Source organism: Pseudomonas gorinensis, from assembly GCF_042015035.1.
GTDB lineage: Bacteria > Pseudomonadota > Gammaproteobacteria > Pseudomonadales > Pseudomonadaceae > Aquipseudomonas > Aquipseudomonas gorinensis.
Genome location: NZ_CP167125.1, coordinates 1330109 through 1353560 on the forward strand (window position 1 = coordinate 1330109; position 23452 = coordinate 1353560).

General features: G+C 58.9%; 24 protein-coding genes. 15 read left to right on the plus strand and 9 right to left on the minus strand.

Annotated features, from left to right (window positions below):
• Positions 1 to 52: 52 nt before the first annotated feature.
• Positions 53 to 766, minus strand: coding sequence for an SIMPL domain-containing protein (locus tag AB7933_RS05970; protein WP_024073419.1), 714 nt, complete (start codon positions 764 to 766; stop codon positions 53 to 55).
• Positions 767 to 970: 204 nt separating this feature from the next.
• Here AB7933_RS05970 and AB7933_RS05975 point away from each other — a divergent pair, with 204 nt between their 5' ends.
• The 3 genes from AB7933_RS05975 (at position 971) to AB7933_RS05985 (ending at position 4611) form a co-directional block, all read left to right on the plus strand.
• Positions 971 to 2233, plus strand: coding sequence for an ATP-binding protein (locus tag AB7933_RS05975; RefSeq protein ID WP_024073420.1), 1263 nt, complete (start codon positions 971 to 973; stop codon positions 2231 to 2233).
• Positions 2226 to 2786, plus strand: coding sequence for a response regulator transcription factor (locus tag AB7933_RS05980; RefSeq protein WP_010565532.1), 561 nt, complete (start codon positions 2226 to 2228; stop codon positions 2784 to 2786). The genes AB7933_RS05975 and AB7933_RS05980 overlap by 8 nt, the downstream gene beginning before the upstream one ends.
• 100 nt (positions 2787 to 2886) lie before the next feature.
• On the plus strand, positions 2887 to 4611 hold the full coding sequence (locus tag AB7933_RS05985; protein WP_024073421.1) for an ABC transporter ATP-binding protein/permease: 1725 nt from the start codon (positions 2887 to 2889) through the stop codon (positions 4609 to 4611).
• Between the two features lie 296 nt (positions 4612 to 4907).
• Here the strand turns inward: AB7933_RS05985 and AB7933_RS05990 are convergent, their stop codons facing one another.
• Positions 4908 to 5933, minus strand: a complete 1026-nt coding sequence (locus AB7933_RS05990; RefSeq protein WP_024074122.1) for an IS110 family transposase — start codon at positions 5931 to 5933, stop codon at positions 4908 to 4910.
• A gap of 124 nt (positions 5934 to 6057) precedes the next feature.
• Positions 6058 to 6495 (minus strand): YhcB family protein, encoded by a 438-nt coding sequence (locus AB7933_RS05995; RefSeq protein WP_010568046.1) that lies wholly within the window; start codon positions 6493 to 6495, stop codon positions 6058 to 6060.
• Between the two features lie 147 nt (positions 6496 to 6642).
• Between AB7933_RS05995 and AB7933_RS06000 the strand changes: the two genes are divergently transcribed.
• From AB7933_RS06000 to zapE, 3 genes are all read left to right on the plus strand, one after another.
• Entirely contained in the window at positions 6643 to 7272 is a 630-nt protein-coding gene (locus AB7933_RS06000) for an alpha/beta hydrolase (protein ID WP_024073423.1), read from the plus strand.
• A gap of 24 nt (positions 7273 to 7296) precedes the next feature.
• Positions 7297 to 8652 carry a tryptophan--tRNA ligase gene (locus AB7933_RS06005; protein WP_024073424.1) on the plus strand — a complete coding sequence of 452 codons (1356 nt, stop codon included), beginning with the start codon at positions 7297 to 7299 and terminating at the stop codon, positions 8650 to 8652.
• 79 nt (positions 8653 to 8731) lie between these two features.
• Positions 8732 to 9826, plus strand: a complete 1095-nt coding sequence (gene zapE, locus AB7933_RS06010; protein WP_024073425.1) for a cell division protein ZapE — start codon at positions 8732 to 8734, stop codon at positions 9824 to 9826.
• Between the two features lie 112 nt (positions 9827 to 9938).
• On the opposite strand, the gene AB7933_RS06015 is transcribed toward zapE, so the two are convergent.
• Positions 9939 to 10859, minus strand: coding sequence for a GlxA family transcriptional regulator (locus tag AB7933_RS06015; protein ID WP_172831371.1), 921 nt, complete (start codon positions 10857 to 10859; stop codon positions 9939 to 9941).
• 220 nt (positions 10860 to 11079) lie between these two features.
• On the opposite strand from AB7933_RS06015, the gene AB7933_RS06020 reads away from it, so the two are divergent.
• A complete protein-coding gene (locus AB7933_RS06020; RefSeq protein ID WP_024073427.1) occupies positions 11080 to 12216 on the plus strand; it encodes an acyl-CoA dehydrogenase family protein in 1137 nt (378 codons plus the stop codon).
• Between the two features lie 137 nt (positions 12217 to 12353).
• Here the strand turns inward: AB7933_RS06020 and AB7933_RS06025 are convergent, their stop codons facing one another.
• Positions 12354 to 13394 carry an NADP(H)-dependent aldo-keto reductase gene (locus AB7933_RS06025; protein ID WP_024073428.1) on the minus strand — a complete coding sequence of 347 codons (1041 nt, stop codon included), beginning with the start codon at positions 13392 to 13394 and terminating at the stop codon, positions 12354 to 12356.
• A gap of 248 nt (positions 13395 to 13642) precedes the next feature.
• Here AB7933_RS06025 and rplM point away from each other — a divergent pair, with 248 nt between their 5' ends.
• From rplM to AB7933_RS06060, 7 genes are all read left to right on the plus strand, one after another.
• Positions 13643 to 14071, plus strand: coding sequence for a 50S ribosomal protein L13 (rplM, locus tag AB7933_RS06030; protein ID WP_010568039.1), 429 nt, complete (start codon positions 13643 to 13645; stop codon positions 14069 to 14071).
• A gap of 14 nt (positions 14072 to 14085) precedes the next feature.
• On the plus strand, positions 14086 to 14478 hold the full coding sequence (gene rpsI, locus AB7933_RS06035) for a 30S ribosomal protein S9 (RefSeq protein ID WP_003171743.1): 393 nt from the start codon (positions 14086 to 14088) through the stop codon (positions 14476 to 14478).
• A gap of 266 nt (positions 14479 to 14744) precedes the next feature.
• On the plus strand, positions 14745 to 15338 hold the full coding sequence (gene petA, locus AB7933_RS06040) for a ubiquinol-cytochrome c reductase iron-sulfur subunit (RefSeq protein WP_024073429.1): 594 nt from the start codon (positions 14745 to 14747) through the stop codon (positions 15336 to 15338).
• Positions 15338 to 16549, plus strand: coding sequence for a cytochrome b (locus AB7933_RS06045; protein WP_003171746.1), 1212 nt, complete (start codon positions 15338 to 15340; stop codon positions 16547 to 16549). The genes petA and AB7933_RS06045 overlap by 1 nt, the downstream gene beginning before the upstream one ends.
• Positions 16549 to 17325, plus strand: coding sequence for a cytochrome c1 (locus AB7933_RS06050; protein ID WP_024073430.1), 777 nt, complete (start codon positions 16549 to 16551; stop codon positions 17323 to 17325). The genes AB7933_RS06045 and AB7933_RS06050 overlap by 1 nt, the downstream gene beginning before the upstream one ends.
• A gap of 146 nt (positions 17326 to 17471) precedes the next feature.
• Entirely contained in the window at positions 17472 to 18089 is a 618-nt protein-coding gene (locus AB7933_RS06055) for a glutathione S-transferase N-terminal domain-containing protein (protein ID WP_024073431.1), read from the plus strand.
• Between the two features lie 17 nt (positions 18090 to 18106).
• On the plus strand, positions 18107 to 18526 hold the full coding sequence (locus AB7933_RS06060; protein WP_024073432.1) for a ClpXP protease specificity-enhancing factor: 420 nt from the start codon (positions 18107 to 18109) through the stop codon (positions 18524 to 18526).
• A 65-nt stretch (positions 18527 to 18591) separates the two neighbouring features.
• On the opposite strand, the gene AB7933_RS06065 is transcribed toward AB7933_RS06060, so the two are convergent.
• A complete protein-coding gene (locus AB7933_RS06065; RefSeq protein ID WP_024073433.1) occupies positions 18592 to 20181 on the minus strand; it encodes a glucan 1,4-alpha-maltotetraohydrolase domain-containing protein in 1590 nt (529 codons plus the stop codon).
• 231 nt (positions 20182 to 20412) lie between these two features.
• On the opposite strand from AB7933_RS06065, the gene AB7933_RS06070 reads away from it, so the two are divergent.
• A complete protein-coding gene (locus AB7933_RS06070) occupies positions 20413 to 21162 on the plus strand; it encodes a FadR/GntR family transcriptional regulator (RefSeq protein ID WP_024073434.1) in 750 nt (249 codons plus the stop codon).
• 1 nt (position 21163) lies between these two features.
• Here AB7933_RS06070 and AB7933_RS06075 read toward each other — a convergent pair whose 3' ends face one another.
• The 3 genes from AB7933_RS06075 to AB7933_RS06085 all read right to left on the minus strand — a co-directional run bounded on the left by AB7933_RS06075 (position 21164) and on the right by AB7933_RS06085 (position 23250).
• Entirely contained in the window at positions 21164 to 21373 is a 210-nt protein-coding gene (locus tag AB7933_RS06075; RefSeq protein WP_024073435.1) for a hypothetical protein, read from the minus strand.
• A 220-nt stretch (positions 21374 to 21593) separates the two neighbouring features.
• Complete coding sequence (locus tag AB7933_RS06080; RefSeq protein WP_024073436.1) at positions 21594 to 21968, minus strand: hypothetical protein; 375 nt, start codon at positions 21966 to 21968, stop codon at positions 21594 to 21596.
• 136 nt (positions 21969 to 22104) lie between these two features.
• Positions 22105 to 23250 (minus strand): phosphatidylcholine-hydrolyzing phospholipase C, encoded by a 1146-nt coding sequence (locus AB7933_RS06085; protein ID WP_024073437.1) that lies wholly within the window; start codon positions 23248 to 23250, stop codon positions 22105 to 22107.
• Between the last annotated feature and the right edge of the window lie 202 nt (positions 23251 to 23452).

Consider the following 23452-nt stretch of genomic DNA (forward strand, 5'->3'; position numbering starts at 1 on the left):
CGGGTTCGCTACTCAGTGAGTTTTCAGGAACCCGTTTGCTTCAGTCAGTACTTTATTGTTGCAGCACTTCGATCACGCCATCGGCGGTCATGCTGACCTGGCTGGTGCCGGCTTCCACTTCAGGGGTAGGGGCCGAATCGGCCAGGGCACCTTTCATCATCATCCCGGCACGGGCGTAAGGCATGGGGTAACCATTGGTGTTGAGGTTCAGGTTGACGATCTTGTAGCCCTTGCCGCCCAGTGCATCGGTGGCCAACTGTGCGCGTGCCTTGAATGCGGTGACCGCTTCCTTGAGCAGCGCATCTTCACTGGACTTGCGCGTGGCGTCGGCGATGGTGAAATCCATGTTTTCCATCTTCAAGGTGTTCAGCAGTTCGCCGGTGAGCTTGGACAGCGCCGGGAAGTCCGCGCTCTCCAAGCGCAACGCGGCGCGTTCACGCCAGCCGGTGATCTTCTGGTTCTTGTTGTCGTAGATCGGGTAGCTGTTGCGGCTGCCCTGGCGCAGGGTCACGCCTTTGACTTCGCGGGCCTGGTCGAGGGCCTTGTTCAGGGTGGTAGTGATTTCGGCAGCGAGCTTGGCCGGGTCGCTGTTCTGGGATTCGGTGTACAGCGTGACGATCATCTTGTCGCGGGCCACCTCCTGGCTGACCTCGGCGCGCAGGGCAATCTGGTTGTAATGCAGCTCATCGGCGGCCATGGCCTGAAGGCTGGCGAGGCTGCCGACGCTGAGGGTGACGATGGCTGCACTGCGAATGAAACGAGACATGGAAGCTCCTTAGGGGGGTCGTATCGGTATGACTGTAGACGGTCACGTTGGGTTCTTCGGGTTTACACATTAGCTACAGGTTGGGGCGCTGCCGACGAACGGTCATTTGCCCGCCCTGCGTCAAAGAGCCACACACGCCGTGTCGGCGGTGCTGCTTCGTTTATACTCCTGCCGATCCGCCTGCAGCGCTCATCGGGAGAGCTCATGCTCGCCGCCGTAAAACTGACTTCCGCCACTCGCCAGAACCTCTGGCGCCTGACGTTCATTCGTACCCTGGTCCTGGCCGCGCAGGCCGGCTCCGTCGGGCTCGCCTATTGGTTCGACCTGCTGCCTCTGCCGTGGCTGCAATTGGGCGTGACCCTGTGCTTTTCCACCGTGCTGTGTGTGTTCACCGCGATCCGGCTGCGCACCACCTGGCCGGTGACCGAACTCGAATACGCGCTGCAACTGGCCTGCGACCTGTTTATCCACAGTGTGTTGCTTTATTTCTCGGGCGGTTCCACCAACCCGTTCGTTTCGTATTACCTGGTGCCACTGACCATCGCCGCCGTGACCTTGCCGTGGCGCTATTCGGTGGTGCTGTCGGGCATCGCGCTGACCCTGTACACGCTGTTGCTGGCGCAGTTCTACCCCTTGCAGACCTTCCCCATTGCACGGGAAAACCTGCAGATCTACGGGATGTGGCTGAGCTTCGCGTTGTCCGCTGCGGTCATCACCTTCTTCGCTGCGCGCATGGCCGAAGAGCTGCGCCGTCAGGAAGAGTTGCGCGCCATCCGCCGCGAAGAGGGCCTGCGCGACCAGCAACTGCTGGCCGTCGCCACCCAGGCCGCGGGTGCCGCCCATGAGCTGGGCACGCCGCTGGCGACCATGAGCGTGCTGCTCAACGAAATGACCCAGGACCATCACGACCCGGCGCTGCAAGAGGATCTCGGCGTACTGCGCGAACAGGTCAAGCAGTGCAAGCAGACCTTGCAGCAACTGGTGCGTGCTGCCGAAGCCAATCGCCGCCTGGCGGTGGAGATGCAGGACGTGACCCAGTGGCTCGACGAAGCCCTGAACCGCTGGCACCTGATGCGCCCCGAAGCCAGTTACCGTTTCCACCTGTTGGGCCAGGGCAGTGTGCCGCGCATGGCGCCGCCGCCGGACTTGACCCAGGCCTTGCTCAACTTGTTGAACAACGCTGCCGATGCCTGCCCCGAGGGCCTGGAAGTGCAACTGGATTGGGATGTGGACGACCTTACGATCAGTATTCGCGACCACGGCGCCGGTGTGCCGCTGGCTATTGCCGAGCAGATCGGCAAACCTTTCTTTACCACCAAGGGCAAAGGCTTCGGCCTCGGCCTGTTTTTGAGCAAGGCCAGCGTGACCCGCGCGGGCGGCTCAGTGAAGCTCTATAGTCATGAGGAAGGTGGCACGCTCACCGAGCTGCGCCTGCCCCGTGTCGCACGAGGAGATATCGATGAGTGACGAGATCCAAGTCGAAGGCGAAGAACTGCCGCACCTGTTGCTGGTAGATGACGACGCCACGTTTACCCGCGTGATGGCACGCGCCATGAGCCGTCGCGGCTTCCGTGTCAGCACCGCAGGCTCCGCCGAAGAAGGCCTGGCCATCGCCCAGGCCGACTTGCCGGACTACGCCGCGCTCGACCTGAAGATGGACGGCGACTCGGGCCTGGTGCTGCTGCCCAAGCTGCTGGAGCTCGACCCGGAAATGCGCGTGGTGATCCTCACCGGTTACTCCAGCATCGCCACCGCCGTCGAGGCGATCAAGCGCGGCGCTTGCAACTACCTGTGCAAACCCGCCGACGCCGACGACGTGCTGGCCGCCTTGCTCTCCGAGCATGCCGACCTCGATACCCTGGTGCCGGAAAACCCCATGTCGGTGGATCGCCTGCAATGGGAGCACATCCAGCGTGTGCTGACCGAGCACGAAGGCAACATCTCCGCCACCGCCCGCGCCCTTGGCATGCACCGCCGCACCCTGCAACGCAAGCTGCAGAAACGTCCGGTACGGCGCTGAACGAAGTCTGAACAATCTGCTTCAGGCTGCACGGCGCCCTGAACCGATCGTCTATGATCGGTTCAAACGCCTGTCATGTTTTTCCTACCGAGCCTGAACAATGAATCAGAACGCTGAGTACTCCGCGGTCAATGACGCGGTGCGTGGGCAGTTTTTCCGCCGAACCTGGGCGATGATCACGCCCTATTGGCGCAGTGAAGAGAAGGGCAAGGCCTGGTTGTTGCTGGCGGTGGTGATTGGCCTGTCGCTGTTCAGCGTGGCGATATCGGTATGGCTCAACCACTGGTACAAAGACTTCTACAACGCCCTGGAAAATAAGGATACCGCCGCCTTCTGGCAACAGATCATCTATTTCTGCGGTATCGCCACGGTGGCGATTCTCGGCGCGGTCTACCGCCTGTACCTGACCCAGATGTTGACCATTCGCTGGCGTGCCTGGCTCACCGAAAAGTATTTCGCGCGTTGGCTCAGCCACAAGAACTACTACCAGTTGGAGCAGGGCGGCTATACCGATAACCCGGACCAGCGGATTTCCGAAGACCTCAACAGCTTCACCTCCAATACCTTGAACCTGGGCCTGGGGCTGCTACGCAATGTGGTCAGCCTGGTGTCGTTCTCCATCATTCTGTGGGGCGTGTCGGGCAGCATTGAAGTGTTCGGTATCACCATCCCCGGCTACATGTTCTGGTGCGCGTTGGTCTACGCCGGTGTCGGCAGTTGGTTGACCCACTTGATCGGTCGACGCTTGATCGGCCTGAGCAACCAGCAACAACGGTTTGAGGCGGACTTGCGTTTCTCCATGGTGCGGGTGCGGGAGAATGCCGAGAGTATCGCCTTGTACAACGGCGAGCCTAACGAAAACCAGCGCTTGAGTGCGCGGTTCGGCAAGGTCTGGCATAACTTCTGGGACATCATGAAAGTGTCCAAGCGCCTGACGTTCTTCACCGCCGGCTATGAGCAGATCGCCACCGTGTTTGCGTTCATTGTGGCTGCACCGCGCTACTTCTCCGGCAAGATCGAGTTGGGCGAGCTGATGCAAATCAACTCGGCGTTCGGCAACGTGCAAGGCAATTTCAGTTGGTTTATCACGGCCTACGCCGACCTGGCCAGCTGGCGTGCGACCAGTGATCGTCTGCTGAGCTTCCAGCAGGCCATGAGCGAGAACGAGCAACGCCCTGCGGCCATCGATGTGCAGCCCCAAGGCGAACGCCTGGTGGTGCAGGGCCTGGGGATGGACCTGGCCGACGGCCGTCATTTGCTCACCGACGCCGACATGACCGTGGAACCGGGCGAGCGGGTGATGCTCAGCGGGCGATCGGGCAGTGGTAAAAGTACCTTGCTGCGTGCGATGGGCCACTTGTGGCCAGCCGGCCATGGCAGCATTCGCCTGCCGGCCAAGCGCTATCTGTTCCTGCCGCAGAAGCCCTACCTGCCGATTGGTACGCTCAAGGATGTGTTGAGTTATCCACAGGACGACAGCGTGTACCCGGCAGAACGTTATGCACAGGTCCTGGAAACCTGCCGCCTGCCGCACCTGGTCGCTCGCCTCGATGAAGCCAACCACTGGCAACGGATGCTCTCGCCGGGCGAGCAACAGCGCTTGGCCTTTGCCCGCGCGTTGTTGTTCGCGCCGCAATGGCTGTACATGGATGAAGCGACTTCGGCCATGGATGAAGAGGATGAAGCCACGTTGTATCAGGCGGTGATCGATGAGCTGCCTGGATTGAGCATCGTCAGCGTCGGCCATCGCAGTAGCCTCAAGCGCTTCCATGGGCGGCATGTGCGGATCGAAGGCGGGTTGTTGCAGGAGCAGCCCGTGTCCTGAGGCAGGGCGCGATCACTGCAGAGCGAGGCCCAACAAAAATCTATGGTCCCCCCCATTTTTGCAATACTGATTAACGGGCGATGTGGTTGGCTTGCTTAAATCTATCCGGCGTCTGTTTGGGGCTTGCCCCAGCGCCACGATGAGAGTCGCGCCTGACGATCCTTAAAAGCCCGTCGGCTTCTGAAGCCGATTTTTATGTCAGGATCTTCGCCAGGCCGGTAGGCCGTTCACGTCATCCGTTGTTCAGCTATCGCAAAACCTGAAGGGTGAATTGTGGTACTGCAACAACCGCAGGGTCAGGCGTTCAAGGCGTCTGGCCCTGCTTCATATTGCGCATGGTGAGCCGCTATCGCCCAAGCGATACGCGCCAGTTTGTTGGCCAGGGCACAGGCCACCACATTCGAGTGTCGTCGGCGCAGCAGCGCTCGCACCCAGTCGGCCAAAGCCCCCTTCTGATGATCCAGCCTCTGCATGTAAACCCTGGAGCATTGCACCAGCAGTTGCCGCAGGTGCTTGTCACCCCGCTTGCTGATCCCCAACAAATTGGCTTTGCCGCCCGTGCTGTACTGTCGCGGCACCAAGCCCACTGAAGCCGCAAAATCGCGACTGCATCGGTATTGCTTGCCATCGCCCATTTCTACAGCCAGAAGGCTGGCGGTGATCGGACCGACACACGGCATGCTAAGCAAACGGCTCCCCAGATCATCGTCGGCCAGCTGGCAAGCCAGTTGTTTGTCCAGTTCCTTGATCTGTTCATCCAGGTAAACGAAGTGATCGTGCAGGCGTTGCAACAGCACTGTCAGCCGCACAGGCAGCTCATGCTCGGCCAAAACAGCTGCCAAACGCTTCATGATGGCTGAGCCTTTGGGCAGGCTGATGCCAAATTCCAGCAGGAAACCGTGCATCTGATTGGCTGTCTTGGTGCGGTCATGCACCAACGACTCGCGCATGCGATGCAGGACAGACAGGGTTTGCTGAGACTCGGTTTTAGGCGTAACGAAGCGCATGGACGGACGGGAAGCCGCCTCGCAAATGGCCTCTGCGTCGATAAAGTCATTTTTGTTGCCCTTGACGAAAGGGCGGACAAACTGCGGTGAAATCAACTTGGTCGTATGCCCCATCGCCGCAAGCTGACGGGCGATGAAGTGAGAGCCGGCACAGGCTTCCGTTACCACGACGCAGCTCGGCAAGTTGCCGAAGAACCGCATCATCTGCGCTCGCGAGAGCTTTTTGCGAAACACCTCGCGGCCCGATTTGTCTTGGCCCAGAAGGTGGAAATTATGTTTGCCGAGATCGATCCCGATCAGTGCTGACTCGCTCATGATGATGGCCTCCAAAAACAAAACACCCTGCGAAAGCGTAGCCCTCGCAGGGTGTGGGGGTGACCATCTCATTAGCCCGGCTGATCATCGATCAGCCGGGCTTTTTTACAGCGCTCGAAAAGGCTTACTTCTTCAAGCCGTAATGCTCATCCAGCATGCCTGGGGCGTTCGGCGTCTTTGGCGCGTAGTCCCGTGGCGGCTCCTGGTTTTCCCGTGGCGGGGTCAGGCGCTCCCGTGGGGTTTGCGGTGCATCGGAATGCAGCGCGGCCAGCAGGCGCTGACGGGTGATGTCGTCGAGTGCCAGGCGGTTGGCGCCATCGGCGAGGTGATCCTGTACTTCCTGGTAGCTCTGGGTGAGCTTCTTGACCAGGGTCGCGGTGGTGTTGAAGTGGGTAACAACCTCGTTCTGATAACTGTCAAAACGTTCCTGGATGTCATCCAACTGACGCTGCGTGCGGTTAGGCGCGGCATTCGGCAGAAGGCGAGCAACCAGGAATCCAATGGCGACACCGGCAACCAGGGCAAGAGTCGGCAACAACCAAACTAAGAGCGAGTGTTCCACGAGTCCTTCCTCTATAAACGGCTTTGCTTTACGTTAACGGCTCGGACCTGCGCTGTATACCGCGATTAAGCTCGCAATGATGCCATGCACAGACTTTTAGCTAGACGAGTCGACCCCTTGAGAGGTCACGGAGTTCATTCCTTGCTCATGCGTGAAACCCCCGTTTTGATCGATGGCCCAGTAGGCCAGTTGGAAGCCTTGTACCTGGATCACCCCGAGCCACGTGGCCTGGCGCTGATCTGCCACCCTAACCCGGTACAGGGTGGGACCATGCTCAATAAAGTCGTATCGACCCTGCAACGCACTGCCCGCGATGCCGGTTTGATTACTTTGCGTTTTAATTACCGTGGCGTGGGTGCCAGCGCCGGCACGCACGATATGGCCACCGGTGAAGTCGATGATGCCGAAGCGGCCGCCGCCTGGCTGCGAGAAAAACACCCGGACCTGCCGATCACCCTGCTTGGGTTTTCTTTCGGTGGTTATGTGGCGGCCAGCCTGGGCGGTCGCCTGGAAGCCAAGGGCGAAAAGCTCGCGCACCTGTTCATGGTCGCCGCGGCAGTGATGCGCTTGCGTGATACTGACGTGTTGCCTCAAGGCTGCCCATTGACCCTGATCCAGCCGCAAACCGACGAAGTGGTCGACCCGCAGACCGTCTACGATTGGTCCGCCGCCCTGAAACGTCCCCATGAGCTGCTGAAAGTGGCAGAATGCGGACACTTTTTTCATGGCAAGCTGACCGATCTCAAGGATCTGGTACTGCCGCGCCTCTCGAATTGATAGCAGTCTGACAAGCGATTACCCATGACGACTCGTACCCGTATCCTCACCGGCATCACCACCACTGGCACGCCGCACCTGGGCAACTACGCCGGTGCGATTCGCCCGGCGATCCTCGCCAGCCAGGACGCCAATGCTGACTCCTTCTACTTCCTGGCCGACTACCACGCCCTGATCAAGTGCGATGACCCGCAGCGAATCCAGCGCTCGCGCATGGAAATCGCCGCGACCTGGCTGGCCGGTGGCCTGGACGTGGACCGGGTGACTTTCTATCGCCAGTCCGACATCCCGGAAATCCCCGAGTTGACCTGGTTGCTGACCTGCGTTGCCGCCAAGGGCCTGCTCAATCGCGCCCATGCCTACAAGGCGTCGGTGGACAAGAACGTGGAAACCGGCGAAGACCCGGATGCGGGCATCACCATGGGCCTGTACAGCTACCCGGTGCTGATGGCGGCGGACATCCTGATGTTCAATGCACACAAGGTGCCGGTGGGGCGCGACCAGATCCAGCACGTGGAGATGGCTCGCGACATCGGCCAGCGCTTCAACCACCTGTTCGGCAACGGCAAGGAGTTCTTCACCATGCCCGAGGCGTTGATCGAAGAAAGCGTCGCCACGTTGCCGGGCCTGGATGGCCGCAAGATGTCGAAGAGCTACGACAACACCATCCCGTTGTTCACCAGCGCCAAGGACATGAAAGACGCCATTTCGCGGATCGTCACCGACTCCCGCGCGCCCGGCGAAGCCAAGGACCCGGACAACTCGCACTTGTTCACCCTCTACCAGGCGTTTGCCAGCAAGGCTCAGGAAGAAGCGTTCCGCGCTGAACTGCTGCAAGGCCTGGGTTGGGGCGAGGCGAAGAATCGTCTGTTCCAGCTGCTGGACGGCCAGTTGGGCGAAGCCCGCGAGCGCTATCACCAGTTGATGGCGCGCCCGTCGGATATGGAAGACCTGCTGCTGGTGGGAGCCAAGAAAGCCCGCGCCGTGGCCGCGCCGTTCCTCGCCGAGTTGCGTGAGGCGGTGGGCCTGCGTTCTTTCGCGAACCAGGCCGCGGCACCTGTGAGCACCAAGAAGAAAACGGCGAAAGCCGCGCGTTTCGTCAGCTTCCGTGAAGACGACGGCAGCTTCCGGTTCCGCTTGCTGGCGGCTGATGGCGAGCAGTTGCTGCTGTCGCGCAACTTTGCTGACGGCAAGGCCGCCGGCGCGGTGACCAAACAACTGCAGAGCGGGAACGCGCTGGATATACGCCCCGAAGCCCTGGGTTTCAGCGTATGGCTGGACGGCGCCGCAGTGGCCGACAGCGCGTCATTTGCCGACGGCGCAGCGCGTGATGCCGCCATCGAAGCCTTGCGCGTCGCGTTGACCCCCCTCGAGGATTAACCCGACCAAGGGTTGATTGCCATTATCCAGGGCCGTCGTTACAGTGACGGCCCGTTTTTGTTGCCTTGCTAACGAAATTATGACGCCCCTAGAACGATATCAAGCTGATCTGAAACGCCCCGAGTTCTTCCACGACGCTGCCCAGGAAACGGCGGTGCGTCATTTGCAGCGCCTGTATGACGACCTGGTCGCGGCCTCGCAAAGCAAGCCTGGGATGCTCAGCAAGCTGTTTGGCAAGAAAGACCGCACGCCGGTCAAGGGCCTGTACTTCTGGGGTGGCGTGGGCCGGGGCAAGACGTACCTGGTGGACACCTTCTTCGAAGCGCTGCCGTTCAAGGAAAAGGTCCGGACGCACTTCCACCGCTTCATGAAGCGCGTGCACGAAGAGATGAAAACCCTACCGGGCGAAAAAAACCCGTTGACCATCATCGCCAAGCGGTTCTCCGAAGAAGCGCGGGTGATCTGCTTCGACGAGTTCTTCGTCTCCGACATCACCGACGCCATGATCCTTGGCACGCTGATGGAAGAACTGTTCAAGAACGGCGTGACCTTGGTCGCGACGTCGAACATCGTGCCCGACGGTTTGTACAAGGACGGTCTGCAACGCGCGCGGTTCCTGCCGGCCATTGCGCTGATCAAGCAGAACACCGATATCGTCAACGTCGACAGCGGTGTCGACTACCGCCTGCGGCACCTTGAGCAAGCCGAGCTGTTCCACTTCCCGCTGAACGACGCGGCGCACGAAAGCCTGCGCAAAAGCTTCCGAGCCCTCACGCCGGAATGCACCCAGGCGGTGGAAAACGATAAGTTGATCATCGAAAACCGTGAAATCATTGCGCTGCGCACCTGTGATGACGTGGCCTGGTTCGATTTCCGCGAGCTGTGCGACGGCCCGCGCAGCCAGAACGACTACATCGAGCTGGGCAAGATCTTCCATGCGGTGATCCTGAGTGGCGTGGAGCAGATGAGCGTCACCACCGACGACATTGCGCGGCGCTTTATCAACATGGTCGACGAGTTCTACGACCGTAACGTCAAGTTGATCATCTCGGCGGAAGTCGAGCTCAAGGACCTCTACACCGGCGGTCGCTTGAACTTCGAATTCCAGCGCACCTTGAGCCGCTTGCTGGAAATGCAGTCCCACGAGTTCCTGTCGCGGGCGCACAAACCCTAGGACCGACACCGTAAAAAATGTGGGAGGGGGCTTGCCCCCGATAGCGGTCTTTCAGTAACAGATGCACTGACTGATCCACCGCTATCGGGAGCAAGCCCCCTCCCATATTTGCTTACGCAGCCTGTTGGAACTGCTGGCGGTACTGGTTCGGCGACAGCTCGGTGTGCTGCCTGAACAACCGCGCAAAGAAACTCGCGTCGTCGTAACCCACCTCATAACTGATGGTCTTGATGCTCTTGCGGCTGCCCGAGAGCAAGCCCTTGGCGGTCTCGATGCGCAGGCGTTGCAGGTAATGCAGCGGCTTGTCGCCGGTAGCGGTCTGGAAGCGGCGCATGAAGTTGCGGATGCTCATCCCGTGTTCCCGGGCGACGTCCTCGAAGCGGAACTTATCGGCGAAGTGTTCTTCGAGCCAGTGCTGGATCTGCAGGATGATCACGTCCTGGTGCAGTTTCTGCCCGCCGAAACCGATACGCCCCGGCGCATAGCTGCGCTGTACTTCGTAGAGGATGTCCCGGGCCACGGCCTGGGCGATGTTGGCGCCGCAGAAGCGTTCGATCAAATAGATGTAGAGGTCGCAGGCCGAAGTGGTGCCGCCGGCGCAGTAGAGGTTGTCGGCGTCGGTGAGGTGCTTGTCCTGGTTGAGCTGGACCTGGGGGAAGCGTTCGCTGAAGGCATTGAAGAACCGCCAGTAGGTGGTCGCCTCCTTGCCATCGAGCAAACCGGCCTCGGCCAGCCAGAACACTCCAGTGGCCTCGCCGCAAAGTACGGCGCCACGGGTATGTTGTTCGCGCAGCCACGGCAGCACTTGCGGGTAGCGTGTGCACAGGGTGTCGAAGTCATCCCAGAAGGCCGGCAGCACGATGATGTCGGCATCTTCGAGGCCGCCGTCCACCGGCATGATCACATCACTGAAGCTGCGCACCGATTGTCCATCGGGGCTGACCAGGCGCGTTTCAAACCCTGGCGTCAGGCCCAGGCCTTGTTGCTTGCCGTAACGCAGGCTGGCGAGGTGGAAGAAGTCCTTGGCTTGCATGAGGGTTGAAGCGAACACCCGATCAATGGCCAAAATGCTGACGCGCCGCAGGGGCGTGGAGATTTGGTTAGACATAATTTCATTTATTCTTATAGGGGAAAGTGGTCACCAGACGGCTGGATCGTCTTATTTTTTGTCGCATGTGTCCAGTGTCCCGTGACGCCTTCGCGGCATAGGCTCTGTGGTTCGTCTTTGTCCGACAATCCACGCAGGTGACTCCATGATCCCCAGAACGTTGTTCAGCCCGGAACACGAACTCTTCCGCCAGAGCGTGCGCACCTTCCTTGAAAAAGACGCCGCGCCGTTCCATGGGCAATGGGAGAAACAGGGTTATATCGACCGCAAGCTGTGGAGCAAGGCGGGGGAGGCGGGGATGCTGTGTTCCCATCTGCCGGAAGCATACGGCGGCCTGGGCGCGGACTTTCTCTACAGCGCGGTGGTGATCGAAGAGATCAGCCGCCTGGGGCTGACCGGTATCGGTTTTTCCCTGCATTCGGACATTGTCGCGCCGTACATCCTGCATTACGGCAGCGAGGCGTTGAAGCACAAATACCTGCCCAAATTGATCTCCGGCGAGATGGTCACGGCCATCGCGATGACCGAGCCGGGCGCCGGGTCCGATCTGCAAGGGGTCAAGACCAGCGCCGTTTTGGACGGTGATGAATACGTGATCAACGGCTCCAAGACCTTTATCACCAATGGCTTTCTCGCCGATCTGGTCATTGTGGTCGCCAAGACCGACCCCAAGGCCGGCGCCAAGGGCACCAGCCTGTTTGTGGTCGAGGCTGATACACCGGGCTTCGATAAGGGCAAGCGCCTGGAGAAAGTCGGCATGAAGGCCCAGGACACCTCGGAGTTGTTCTTCCAGGACGTGCGGGTGCCCAAGGAAAACCTGCTGGGGCAGGCGGGCATGGGCTTCGCTTATTTGATGCAGGAGCTGCCCCAGGAACGCTTGACCGTCGCGATTGGAGCGCTGTCGTCAGCCGAAGCGGCATTGCAATGGACGCTTGACTACACCCGAGAGCGCAAAGCCTTCGGCAAGGCGATTGCCGACTTCCAGAACACCCGGTTCAAGCTGGCGGAGATGGCCACCGAGATTCAGATCGGCCGGGTATTCGTAGACAAATGCATGGCGCTGCACCTGGAGGGCAAGCTCGATGTGCCGACGGCGGCGATGGCCAAGTACTGGGCCACGGACCTGCAATGCAAGGTGCTCGACGAGTGCGTGCAACTGCACGGTGGCTATGGGTTCATGTGGGAATACCCGATTGCCCGGGCCTGGGCGGATGCGCGGGTGCAGCGGATTTATGCCGGGACCAATGAAATCATGAAAGAGATCATTGCGCGGGCGCTTTGATTTTTTGCGGGTCTTGAATGCGTCATCGGGGGGCAAGTCGAATCGTCGCACCGCCCCTCCCACACTTGGAATGCATTCCAATGTGGGAGGGGCGGTGCGACGATTCGACTTGCCCCCGATAGCGCTCTACAGATCAATCAAGGCGCCGGATTCGGATGATCCTTCTGAATCGCCTCAATCCCTTCCAGTACGTCCTTCGACAGCTTCAGATCGGCACTGGCGATGTTGCTGTCCAGTTGCTCCAGCGACGTTGCGCCAATAATGTTGCTGGTCACGAACGGCTGTTGCGTCACAAAGGCCAGGGCCATTTGCGCCGGGTCCAGGCCGTGTTCGCGGGCCAGTGCCACATAACGGCTGCACGCCGCTTCCGACTGTGGATTGAAGTAGCGGCTGAAGCGGCTGTATTCCGTCAGGCGCGCTTTTGCCGGGCGCGCGCCACCTTCGTACTTGCCACTGAGCATGCCGAACGCCAGGGGTGAATAGGCCAGCAGACCGCATTGTTCACGAATGGCGATTTCCGCCAGGCCCACTTCAAAGCTGCGGTTAAGCAGGTTGTAGGGGTTCTGGATCGACACCGCGCGGGTCCAGCCGCGCGCTTCGGCCAGGGCCAGGAACTTCATGGTGCCCCACGGGGTTTCGTTGGACAGGCCGATGTGACGGATTTTGCCGGCCTTCACTTGTTCGTCCAGTGCTTCGAGGGTCTCTTCCAGCGGCGTCAGGTCGTCTTCGTCCTTGTGCTTGTAGCTCAGTTGGCCGAAGAAGTTGGTGCTGCGCTCTGGCCAGTGCAATTGGTAGAGGTCGATCCAGTCGGTCTGCAGGCGCTTGAGGCTGGCATCCAGGGCTTCGACGATGTGCCTGCGGTTATGGCGCAGGTGGCCACCGCGGATGTAGTCGATGGTGTTGCCGGGGCCGGCGACCTTGCTGGCGAGGATCCAGTCGGCACGGTCGCCGCGGCTCTTGAAGTAATTACCGATGTACCGCTCGGTGGTGGCGTAGGTATCGGCCTTGGGCGGCACCGGGTACATTTCGGCGGTGTCGAGGAAGTTGATCCCTGCGGCCTTGGCCCGTTCGATCTGTGCAAAGGCCTCTGCCTCGCTGTTCTGCTCACCCCAGGTCATGGTGCCCAAGGCTATCGCGCTCACGTTCAGATCGGTCCGGCCCAGCTGTCGATAATCCATCGGGTACTCCTTCAGGGAAAACAATCATAAAAGCAGGTTGAATTTTTTTTCGCAATCTGCATAATTGCCCACCTCTTTCTGCAGTGGAAGTGATGCGCCGCCTGCCGAAGAATCTTGCCGTTGAACGGACGCGCCGACCCGAGCCCCCGATAGCGTCTGTATCCGGCTGCCTTTGACTTGTCAAAGTACGCACTATTCAGTAAGATCCGCCGTCTAATTTACAGGGCGGCCCCTGAGGCTATTAAAGAATGACAACTTTTACTGCAAAACCGGAAACAGTTCAGCGCGACTGGTTTGTCGTCGACGCCGCTGGTCAGACTCTGGGTCGTCTGGCCACTGAAGTCGCCAGCCGTCTGCGTGGCAAGCACAAGCCTGAGTACACTCCTCACGTTGATACCGGTGACTACATCGTGATCATCAACGCTGAGCAGGTACGTGTTACCGGCAACAAAGCGCAAGACAAAATGTACTACCGTCACTCCGGTTTCCCAGGCGGCATCAAGTCTTCCAATTTCGAAGGCCTGATCGCTAAGAAGCCTGAGGCCCCGATTGAAATCGCGGTTAAAGGCATGCTGCCGAAGGGCCCACTGGGTCGCGATATGTTTCGCAAGCTGAAAGTCTATGCGGGCGCTGCTCACCCTCATGCTGCTCAGCAGCCCCAAGAACTGAAGTTTTAACGGAATAGTTCATTATGTCGGCGACTCAAAATTACGGCACTGGCCGTCGCAAAACCGCAACCGCACGCGTTTTCCTGCGTCCGGGCACTGGTAACATCTCGATCAACAACCGCACCCTGGACAACTTCTTCGGCCGCGAAACTGCCCGCATGGTAGTTCGTCAGCCGCTGGAATTGACCGAGACTGTTGAAAAGTTCGACATCTACGTCACTGTTATCGGTGGCGGTGTAAGTGGTCAAGCTGGCGCAATCCGCCACGGTATCACTCGCGCTCTGATGCAGTACGACGAAACCCTGCGTGGCGCTCTGCGCAAAGCTGGCTTCGTGACTCGTGATGCCCGTGAAGTTGAACGTAAGAAAGTCGGTCTGCGTAAAGCGCGTAAGCGTCCGCAGTACTCGAAGCGTTAATTCGCTTTACGTTCCACAAAAACGCCCAGCCTCCTCACGGAGCTGGGCGTTTTTTATTACCTGCGATTTATGCACAAATTTCAGCGTGACAACTTGCCACATCCGTAGACCCCCTATACTACAAGGCCTGGAGCTGGAGCTCCGGGTAATTCCCTTGTCAGAGGTGGGGCTTTTCATTACCATTCGGCAAAATTTTTATAAGTTCAGATTTAATACTTAGTAGACGCCTGATTTAACAGGCCAAAAAGCTGATGGGAGAGGACTGAATGAGCAATGACGGCGTGAATGCAGGCCGGCGTCGCTTCTTGGTAGCAGCCACATCCGTGGTGGGTGCTGCAGGAGCGGTGGGGGCTGCGGTCCCGTTCGTGGGGTCATGGTTTCCCAGTGCCAAGGCGAAAGCCGCAGGTGCACCGGTGAAGGTGAATATCAGCAAGATCGAACCAGGTCAGCAGATGATTGCTGAATGGCGCGGCCAGCCGGTGTTCATTGTTCGTCGTACAGAGGAAATCCTGGGAAATCTGAAAAAGATCGAAGGCCAGTTGTCTGACCCCAAATCTGAGAAATCCGACCAACCCGCCTACGCCAAAAACGAAGTACGTTCGATCAAGCCAGAGATTCTGCTGCTGGTCGGTCTGTGTACCCACCTGGGTTGCTCACCAACCTTCCGCCCGGAAGTCGCCCCTGTCGATCTGGGCAAGGACTGGGTTGGCGGTTATTTCTGCCCGTGCCACGGTTCTCACTACGACTTGGCCGGTCGTGTCTACAAGTCTCAGCCTGCTCCCTTGAACCTGCCCGTGCCTCCGCATAACTACGAATCTAACGACATCATTGTCATTGGCCTCGATAAGGAGAACGCGTGATGAGCAAGTTCATGGATTGGGTGGATGCACGCTTCCCCGCCACTAAAATGTGGGAAGACCATCTCAGCAAGTACTACGCCCCGAAGAACTTCAACTTCTTCTACTTCTTTGGTTCCCTGGCACTGCTGGTGCTGGTCAACCAGATCGTCACCGGTGTCTGGTTGACGATGAGCTATACCCCCTCGGCGGAAGAGGCGTTTGCTTCCGTCGAATACATCATGCGTGACGTCGAGTACGGCTCGATCCTGCGCCTGCTGCACTCCACGGGCGCCTCGGCGTTCTTCATCGTGGTCTACCTGCATATGTTCCGTGGCTTGCTCTACGGTTCGTACCAGAAGCCTCGTGAGCTGGTGTGGGTGTTCGGCATGCTGATCTACCTGGCGCTGATGGCTGAAGCCTTCATGGGCTACCTGCTGCCGTGGGGCCAGATGTCGTACTGGGGCGCACAGGTGATCATCTCGCTGTTCGGTGCTATCCCGGTGATCGGCAACGACCTGACCCAGTGGATCCGGGGTGACTACCTGATCTCCGGCATCACCCTGAACCGCTTCTTCGCCTTGCACGTAGTGGCCTTGCCGATCGTGATTCTCGGCCTGGTCGTACTGCATATCCTGGCGCTGCACGAGGTGGGTTCGAACAACCCGGATGGTGTGGACATCAAGAAGCACAAGGACGAGAACGGCATCCCGCTGGACGGCATCCCGTTCCACCCGTACTACACCGTGAAAGATATCGTCGGCGTGGTCGTGTTCCTGTTCGTGTTCTGCTCGATCGTGTTCTTTTTCCCGGAGATGGGTGGTTATTTCCTCGAGAAACCTAACTTCGAACAGGCCAACGCCTTCAAGACACCTGAGCACATTGCCCCGGTCTGGTACTTCACCCCGTTCTACGCGATCTTGCGGGCGATTCCCGACAAGCTCATGGGCGTGATCGCCATGGGCGCGGCCATTGCGGTGCTGTTCGTGCTGCCGTGGCTCGACCGAAGCCCGGTCAAGTCCATGCGCTACAAGGGCTGGCTGAGCAAGATCTGGCTGTGGGTGTTCTGCATCGCGTTCGTGATCCTGGGTGTACTGGGCGTGTTGGCGCCGACTCCTGAGCGTACGCTGCTGTCGCAGGTTTGCACCTTCCTGTATTTCGCCTACTTCATTCTGATGCCGTTCTATACCCGGCTCGAGAAGACCAAACCGGTTCCGGAAAGGGTGACTGGCTGATGAAAAAGTTATTCGTTGCATTGATGCTTGCGGCGCTGCCGCTACTGTCCTTCGCTGCCGAGCATGGCCCGGAGCTGGAAAAAGTCGCTATCGACGTGTCTGACAAGGCTGCCCTGCAGGACGGCGCGCGTACGTTCGCCAACTACTGCATGGGCTGCCACAGCGCCAAGTTCCAGCGCTATGAGCGCGTGGCCGATGACCTGGGCATTCCCCATGAGGTAATGCTCGACAAGCTGGTGTTCACCGGCGCCAAGATCGGCGACCACATGAACATCGGCATGCAGCCGGCTGACGCCAAGACCTGGTTCGGTGCTGCACCGCCTGACCTGACCCTGGTTGCGCGCGTTCGCGGCACCGACTGGCTCTATGGCTACCTGAAGTCCTTCTACGAAGACCCGGCACGTCCTTGGGGTGTGAACAACCGAGTGTTCCCGAACGTCGGCATGCCTAACGTTCTGGTCGGCCTGCAAGGCAAGCAAGTGGTAGGATGCAAGCAGGTTCAGGTCGTTGAAGACGGCAAGAAGCAATACGATCCGTTGACCGGCACGCCTTTGACCCATGAAGCGTGCGATCAGCTGAAGATAGATACCCCCGGTGCACTGACTGACGAGCAGTTCGACGAGAAGGTCAAGAACCTGGTGACCTTCCTGGCCTACTCGGCCAACCCGGTCAAACTGCAGCACCAGCGCATTGGTACTTACGTCTTGCTCTACCTGGCCTTCTTCTTCGTATTCGCCTATCTGCTCAAACGCGAATACTGGAAGGATGTGCATTGATCCAACCGTAAGCAATTGCTGTTAATCTTGCGCGCCCAGCGGCATCTCTGAACCGTAGCGACCTGGACTCCAGGTACTACAGAGACGCTCTCTGGGCGCGCTCGTTTTTGAGCTTTCGATAATTTCAACAAGCGAGGAGGACCGCCATGGGCGTGACCAACCGGTTGGCCTGTTACTCCGACCCCGCCGACCACTATTCCCACCGAGTACGCATCGTGCTCGCAGAGAAGGGTGTCAGCGCCGAGATCATCAGTGTGGAAGCGGGACGTCATCCGCCGAAACTGATCGAAGTGAACCCTTACGGCAGCTTGCCCACCCTGGTCGATCGCGACCTGGCGTTGTGGGAGTCAACCGTGGTGATGGAATACTTGGATGAGCGTTACCCGCATCCCCCTTTGCTGCCGGTGTACCCGGTGGCGCGTGCCAACAGCCGCCTGCTGATCCATCGGATCCAGCGTGACTGGTGCGGGCTGGTGGATGTGATTCTGGATACCCGCAGCAAAGAAGCGGCACGTGTGCAGGCGCGTAAGGAATTGCGCGAGAGCCTGACCGGTGTTTCGCCGTTGTTCGCCGACAAACCTTTTTTCCTCAGCGAGGAACAAAGCTTGGTGGATTGCTGCCTATTACCGATACTCTGGCGTTTGCCGATTCTCGGTATTGAACTGCCGCGGCCGGCCAAGCCGTTGCTTGATTACATGGAGCGCCAGTTTGCGCGTGAGGCTTTCCAGGCAAGTCTGTCTGGTGTCGAACGCGATATGCGCTAAGGCTTAAGGAGCCGCTGATGAACTCCAGTCGACCCTACCTGGTCCGCGCGCTCTACGAGTGGATTGTGGACAACGATTGCACCCCGCACATGCTGGTCAATTCCGAATTTCCTGCGGTGCAGGTACCGCAGGGGTTTGCCAGTGATGGGCAGATTGTGTTGAACGTATCGCCCAGTGCAGTGCGCCACCTGCACATGGACAACGAAGCGGTGAGCTTCGAAGGGCGTTTCGGCGGCGTGCCGCATACGCTGTTCGTGCCGATCGGCGCCATCCTCGGGATTTACGCCCGGGAAAATGGCCAAGGCATGGTCTTTGATCTGGAATCCCCTTTCGAGGACGATGAAACGATCGAAAGCGAAGACGGCGATGATGTGCCACCACCGGATTCAGAGCCGCCGCGTCCAAGCGGTCGGCCGAGTCTGAAAGTGGTGAAGTAAGCCCCTGTAGCCAGCAGGCGAATAGGGGAATGCCTCGGCTTTGGCCGAGGCATTTTTTTGGACGATCAAAAGTGCCCCACGCTTTCGGTTTGAGTGCCTGGCGAGGCACGGTTATTGGGGTCGGCTTGCCAGTCAACCTGATTGATGTTGTCGAGGCTGCGGATCACACATTTCCACTCGATGGCCTGCTGCGCCGGTAGCGTTACGATGCCGCTCCATCGATTAGGGGTGCTGGGTTGCAGGGGGATCGCATGAGCAGGGTCCCATGCGCTCAGTTCCAGCGGTGAACCGACGGCGTAGACCGCTTGCCTGTTCCCTGGCTGAGCGTTGTCGCAATGCAGCGTGAGGGGGACATCCTGTGCCGTCGTGGCGGTTTTCCAAATGCGGATGCGTTGCCCGTCGGCATTCATAACGGGGGTGAAGTCGTCGGGGACTTTGTTCAAGTCGGAGTCCAAGGCCATCAGTATCCGCTGTTGAGTGCCATTGGTGGCGGCCACCAGGCCGGAATATTGGGTCTGGAAACTGATCGGTGAGTCGGCCCTGATGCCGGCACTCTTGCGCAGGGCTATGAGCGTGCGGATCAGGTTGCCACGCCCCCAGTCATACATGGCGGGCCAGTACACGACGGGTATTCCGGGGGCTAGGAGGATGTAGGCGTACGCGAGGTTAATCATCGGATCGGGCAAAGGCCAATGATGTTGACCACCATATTGCCCCGGCGAATAACCGGTATCGTGATTGTCTACGAATGTAACGGCGATTTCGCGCCAAGACTTGACGGGGTTGCCGTTGAGGCCGTGGCGCCATTCGGCGATGCTGCCGTTTTGCATGCGCTCCTTGAGGGCGAAATCGAACACGGCGCAGTGCGAGCGATCCGACCAATCCTTGAGTGCGTCCTGCCAACTGGCCTTGCTGCGCCAGTCGCTGGCGGGGAATTCGCCGGGGCTCTTCCAGAACTCGCCGACACAGAACGCCTGGTCGTTGAAGTTTTTCATCCACAGGTCGACCCGCTCAGGTGAGTAACCGCGTACATAGTCGAAGCGCAAGTCGTGGGCGCTGTAATTGTCCCGCAGGTTGCGAAACTCCTGCATGAAGCGTGGTGAAACCTCTGGGCTGGCGGTATTGAGGTCCGCCGCACCGTCCTCGAATGGATCGCCTTCATCGCAATCGCTGGGGGGCGTGCAGTCATTGCGCCACAGTTTGTAGCCCCGGGGGAAGCGCACCATCACGCCGGGAATCTTGTCGTTCATGTGATTCGGCACCACGTCATACATAACCTGCACGCCGGCTCTCGTCAGGGCCGTGGCAGCTTGCTTGAGTTCAGCGTCGGTGCCGTACGCGCTGTTTTTATCGAAATCGTTCCAGTAGTAGCCTTCACCTCCGCCCGAAGTACCTTTGGCCGGATCGCTCCAGCTGGACTTATCCACCCACACGGGCGGTAACCAGATCTTGGTGAAACCGTCCTGGCCGATAACGGGGGCCATTCGGGCAAGCACTTGGTACCACTTTTCAGGTGTGTTGCGACTGGAGTTCCAGTGAAAGCCTTGCAGGATGATGTCTTCGCCGCCGCCATTACGCAGGGGCGACGGGGCCCCGGTAGCGAAGTTCGTCAGCAGGCTCAGGAGAACGGTGCAGTAGAGAAGTTTGCATTTCATGACGGGTCTCCTGTTGATCAAAACAGGTTTAACTCTGCGCGGTATCGGAGGCGGCGTCTGCTGTGAGAAATGACAGCTCGTCGAGACGTTTTTGCACTAATCCCCAGGACACAAATAGCTAAATCTATTATCGAGCGCGCAGGGTTTGATGAAAGTCATGCCAGGAACGGTGATCGTACAACCGCCATGGGCTATGATGCTTTCTCAGTTCACCCACAAAGATGACCCGATATGCAAAATGCCAACACCGCCCCTCGTCTTCCCCGCAAGCGCCGCAGCCTTGCCCAGGAATTGGTCACGGTGTTGTCCGAGCAAATCCGCGACGGCCAGCTCAAGCGTGGTGACAAATTGCCCACCGAGTCGGCGATCATGGAGGCCCATGGCGTCAGCCGCACCGTGGTGCGCGAAGCCATCTCGCGCCTGCAGGCGGCGGGGCAGGTCGAAACCCGCCACGGTATCGGCACCTTTGTGCTGGACACCCCAAGCCCGAGCGGTTTTCGCATTGATCCGGCCACGGTCGTGACCCTGCGTGATGTGCTGGCGATCCTGGAGTTGCGGATCAGCCTGGAAGTGGAGTCGGCAGGCCTGGCTGCGTTACGCCGCAGTGATGAACAGCTGGCGGCCATGCGTGCAGCCCTCGACGCGCTGAATGAGAGTGCGGCCCACGCCGGCGATGCGGTGGCCTCCGACTTCGCATTCCACCTGGAAATTGCCCTGTCCACCGGCAACCGCTACTTCACCGATATCATGACTCACCTGGGCACCAGCATCATTCCGCGTACCCGCCTGAATTCGGCGCGCCTGGCCCATGATGACCAGCAGCACTACATGAGCCGCCTGAGCCGCGAGCACGAAGAGATCTATGAAGCGATTGCCCGCCAGGATTCGGATGCGGCGCGGGCGGCCATGCGCTTGCATTTGACCAACAGCCGGGAGCGGCTGCGCCATGCCCATGAAGAAGCGGAGGCGCAGCGGGGATAAATCAAGGCTGAATGACGTCTACGTGTAATTCGATATCATTGATTTTGTCTTCTTCGGTGATGATGTATTTCTTGTGTACGACTATGAACACAACGTTGGGTAGAAGCGCGAATTCAAGCCAATCACCTATATTGATGAAGCGATCAAACGAGACCTCTCTCCTTGGAATTTTCAGGTTTGCGGGGAAGATGACCTGGTATTTGCTGTCCATGGATACCTCTGCGTATTGATGGGTTTCCACGTATTGGGGGCTCAATCCGAGCGCAGAGATACTGTGAGAAATCACAGTTCTGACAAACGGCAGGCTCCGTGTGCCGATTTATCTGCTGCTGTGCGCCGAGGGGTATCCGCGTCGATGGCGTCGAAATTTGACCAACACCGGGAGCGGCCGCGCCATGCCCATGAAGCGGCGGAGGCGCAGCGGGGTTGAGCTATGTGGTGATGGTCAGCGAAATCGGCTCAGAGATGATCTGCATGTTGGACTCACTCTGGGCTTTATAGCGTAGCAGCGTGGTTTGGTTCTTGAAGCGCAATAAATCCTGTTTTGGCACCTCGAGTTTCAGGTTCGAACGCCGTTGATATTGTTCCGTGTCCTTTTGCCATTCACCTGCGTCGATTTGGGCTCCCTCCCAAGCTGGCGCGTCCGAATTCGGGCCCAGGATCACGTACACCTTGCCCTTCGGAAAGAGCTCGGCATCGTTTGGAATGCTGACCACGAGCGGCCCTGTGAATGTGGAAAGGTTAACCTCTGCTTGGTCAAAGGGCCCTGTGATACGAATGTTCAGGCCGGGGACTGGATTCGTCATGATGAAATCTCCGTGGTTGTCACAGCGGTGGCCGGGTCAATTCAGGGGCCGGGTTTCTGGCCCCTGAGCAAACTTATCCACTGCAACGACATTGTCCGGAACTGTTAGAAATCCCAGTGTCGACAAACGGTATTCTTCAAGCTGGCGTATTCGGCTTGTAGTCCTTAAGCAACAAATACGTACTCCACCCCCACCAATCATTGGTCCAGTGCTTGTCGTTCAGGTCATTCACGTCCTTGCGCCGCAGTACCTTGTCCCCCTCCATCTTGAACAGTGGCGAGAAGTTGTTCGCCGGATTTTGCGCCGCGTTCAAATCTGGCACATGCAGCGGAGCCTTGAAGTTGGCCGGGGAGGGCGCTACGCCGCTGATAAAGGTCTCGAAGATTTCATCGGCTGAAGCCTGCACCGCACGTTTGACTTGCGTCCGGTTATCCGCGTCGAAGTAGCGTTTGTCGCCATACGCGTGCCACTGATCACCCAGGGCGTTGCGCACGTTGAGCCCGAACTTGCTGTCTTCGTCATGCATGAAACGGCTGATCAGCGAGCCCAGTTCGCCAGGTGTCACCACCGCTGCCAATTGTTTACGCGGGACCCGCAAGTGGCCTGCGGAGAACAGGTCGGTCAAGAAGTGATCAGCAAAACTGTTCATGGCATAGGCCAGTTCCAGTGCCTGGTCGGTGCCGGTTTGATGGGCGACAACGGCCTGTTGCAGGGCTGCCGTATGCCCGGCCAGGTACGCTGACAGCGCCCATTCGCCAAAGTGGTCGGCATTGTCCGCCGCCAACTTCAGGTAGCGGCCCAATGGGATCAATGCCGACACTGCGCTGCCACCACCGGTGATGCGGTTCCACTCTTCCGACAACGTATCACCCAGGGCGTCGTAGGCTTCATGGGCTTGCTTGCCATCCTTGATTGCCTGGTTGACCGCGTTTATCTCCTTTTGCATCACCGCGAGGATCTTGTGAGCTTCTTCCCGTGAGGCGGGCAAAACCGCCAGGGAGTTGAAGGCGGCGATGAAGCGTTGCACGCGTTCGGCTGCCGAGGCGCCATCGCTGATGGGCTGGCCGGGAACCCCATAAAAGTCACCGCCCAGTGCGATCACTTGGCCGTAGGTCAGCGCCAGGCCGTTGGGCAGGTGCAGCTCGACTTGTCGCGCGGGAATCGCCGGGGCGTCCTTGACGAAGCGCAACAGGGTGTCATCGCCGATGGCGGTGTGTTCGCCACCTTCGAAGCGCAGGGTAGGCGGGTTTTTGGTGGGTGCTGCGAGTTCAAGATCTGACATGTTAGCTCCTTGCTATGCCGTAGGAATCTTCCTTGATTACTGTATGTATATACAGCCATCCGGAGAATAGAGGAAAAAATTCCTACGTCAAGAAGGTGAGCCTCAGCACCCTGTGCAAGCACGATCGATGAATTACAGTTGACGAATTATTTTATAGTTGTACGATGACGTACGACATCAACAGAACCAACAACAACCTTTC